Origin of the sequence: Sphingomonas sp., assembly GCF_048594985.1 — a bacterium.
Taxonomy (GTDB): Bacteria; Pseudomonadota; Alphaproteobacteria; order Sphingomonadales; family Sphingomonadaceae; genus Sphingomonas_I.
The window spans coordinates 1-1,996 of the sequence record NZ_JBMDXG010000060.1; the positions used below are offsets into that span (position 1 = coordinate 1).

The following is a 1,996-nucleotide window of genomic DNA, read 5'->3' on the forward strand; positions in this document are numbered from 1 at the left end:
GGCATCGTCTGCGTCGACCGGATCGAGACCACTGCGCAGTTCCTCGGCGAAGCGGTACGCCACTTATCCGACGCGCCCTCGTCCGAAGCGTTCGCGCGCTGGGCGGACGGTTCGCTCGCGGCACGGGCCGCGCGCCACGCCGTGGCAATCCGCTTCTGGCGGGACGTGGCCGATGCGGCGCCGGCGATGGGCATGCTCGCCACCGTGCTTGGCCTGATCGCGATGTTCGCCCGAATGGACGATCCGGCGCGGCTCGGCGCGCCGATGGCGACAGCGCTGGTCGCGACGCTGTGGGGCATCGTCGTCGCCAACCTGATCGCCGGCCCCATCGCCGATCGCCTCGAACGGCTGTCGGAAGCGGAACTCGCGTGGCAGCGGCGGACGCTCGATCATTTCCTGATGCTGGCCCGCGCCGAGCTCGACCATGCGCGTGGCGTCCAGTCCGTCCTCCGCCAGCGGCTCGCGTCGTGAAGACCGCGCCGCGTCAACGCTGGGCACTGAGCTTCGCCGATCTCTGTCTGCTGCTGCTTGGATTCTTCGTGATGCTACAGGCACGACCCGAGGCGAACGCGCTCGCGGCGGGCTTCCGGCAGGCGTTCGGGATGCGCGAGCGTGCTGCTATCGAACGGCGCGCCGCCGCCTTGTTCCAGCCTGGGGAGGCGCTGCTGACGCCGCGGGGCCGCGCGCTGCTCGACGGTTTCGTCGCGGAAGTGGGCGACGATGCAGTGATCGTCGCGAGCCGCGGGACCGAGCCGGCCACGGCCCGGTTCGACGGATGGGAACTGGCCGCCGCCCGTGCCGCCGCCGTTGCGCGTGCGATCGAGCAGGCGGGGGTCCCCCAGCGGCGGATCACGCTCGCGGTCGATCCATCAACCGGCGGGGGACAGGTCATTCATATCAGCCGCATCTGAGGCGACACCTCCGTATGGCATGATCCTTGCTGAAATACGGGCATGAGACATCGCCTTCCATTGCTGATCGCGCTCGCGGCGACACCCGCGACTGCCGCCCCGTTCCAGAATCTGGACGTGCTGGAGGCACGCGTAATCGGGGCGCTCGGCGCGGGGATCGGCGAGCCGGGCGGCCCGGCCGCACCGATCGACCGGCGGCTCAAGCTGGCCGCCTGCCCCACGACGGTTCAGCTCGACCCTCCCGCGATGGGCGCGGTCGCGCTACGGTGTCCCGCACTCGGCTGGCGCATTCGCGTGCCGCTCGCGCGGCTGGCGGGCGCAGGTGCCGCAGCAACTAGGTCAGCCGGCGTGCCGGTGAAGGCAGAACCGGTCATCCGCCGGGGCGATCCGGTCGATCTTGTCGCTGGCAGCGCGGGCTTCAGCGTATCGGTTTCGGCTGTCGCGCAGGAGGATGGCGCGCCAGGCGCGCGTATCCGTGTGCGTACCGACGGCCAGAAAGGGCCGATTTTCGCCGAAGTGGTGGATGCGGGGCTCGCCCGTTTGCCCGGATTTAAGTAATCGGATTTGGCGCCGTTATACCGGTCAGGCGATTTTTGTGACCGGGCGGATGGAATGCGAAAGGACGCGACGATGATCACTGCGGTAGGACCGACCGGGATCGCCCGCGCGATCGAACTGCGCGGCGACAGCGGGGCGCAACGCGCGCCTGTGACCAAGCCCGGCACCGCCGATGCTCGTGGCGCGGCCGCGCCCAAGAGCCCCGCCGCCGCGCTGGCGGCCGAGGGCGCGCCGGTCGACAGTGCCAAGGTTGCGGCCCTGCGCGAGGCGATCGCGAACGGCACCTACAAGGCCGATCCGAAGGCGATTGCCGAGCGGATGATCGCGCTCGACCTGCCGACCAAGGCATGAGCGCCGCCGCGCTCGAACAACTCGCGGAAGCGCAGGCGGCGATGACCGCCGCGCTGCTCGCGCATGACCTCGACACGCTCTAACAGGCCGGCGACGCGCTGGCCGAGGCGGTAGCGACGCTACGCGCAGCCGCAACGTGGCGGGGCCGAGAGGACCTGCGCGGCGACGTGGCCCAG

The 1,996-nt window shown here is 70.7% G+C and carries 4 protein-coding genes; all 4 read left to right on the forward strand.

Translation table 11 applies throughout. The features are described from left to right. Nucleotides 1–471: MotA/TolQ/ExbB proton channel family protein (locus ACOJSF_RS02165; protein WP_420140595.1), on the forward strand; the 471-nt coding region annotated here is incomplete at its 5' end. Beyond that, nucleotides 468–911, forward strand: coding sequence for an OmpA family protein (locus ACOJSF_RS02170; protein WP_420140596.1), 444 nt, complete (start codon nt 468–470; stop codon nt 909–911). The genes ACOJSF_RS02165 and ACOJSF_RS02170, both read left to right, overlap by 4 nt. 42 nt (nt 912–953) lie before the next feature. Next, nucleotides 954–1,469: a flagella basal body P-ring formation protein FlgA gene (locus ACOJSF_RS02175; RefSeq protein ID WP_420140597.1), complete on the forward strand. Its 516-nt coding sequence runs from the start codon at nt 954–956 to the stop codon at nt 1,467–1,469. Between the two features lie 72 nt (nt 1,470–1,541). Continuing rightward, nucleotides 1,542–1,820: a flagellar biosynthesis anti-sigma factor FlgM gene (flgM, locus tag ACOJSF_RS02180; RefSeq protein ID WP_420140598.1), complete on the forward strand. Its 279-nt coding sequence runs from the start codon at nt 1,542–1,544 to the stop codon at nt 1,818–1,820. The last annotated feature ends 176 nt before the right edge of the window (nt 1,821–1,996 follow it).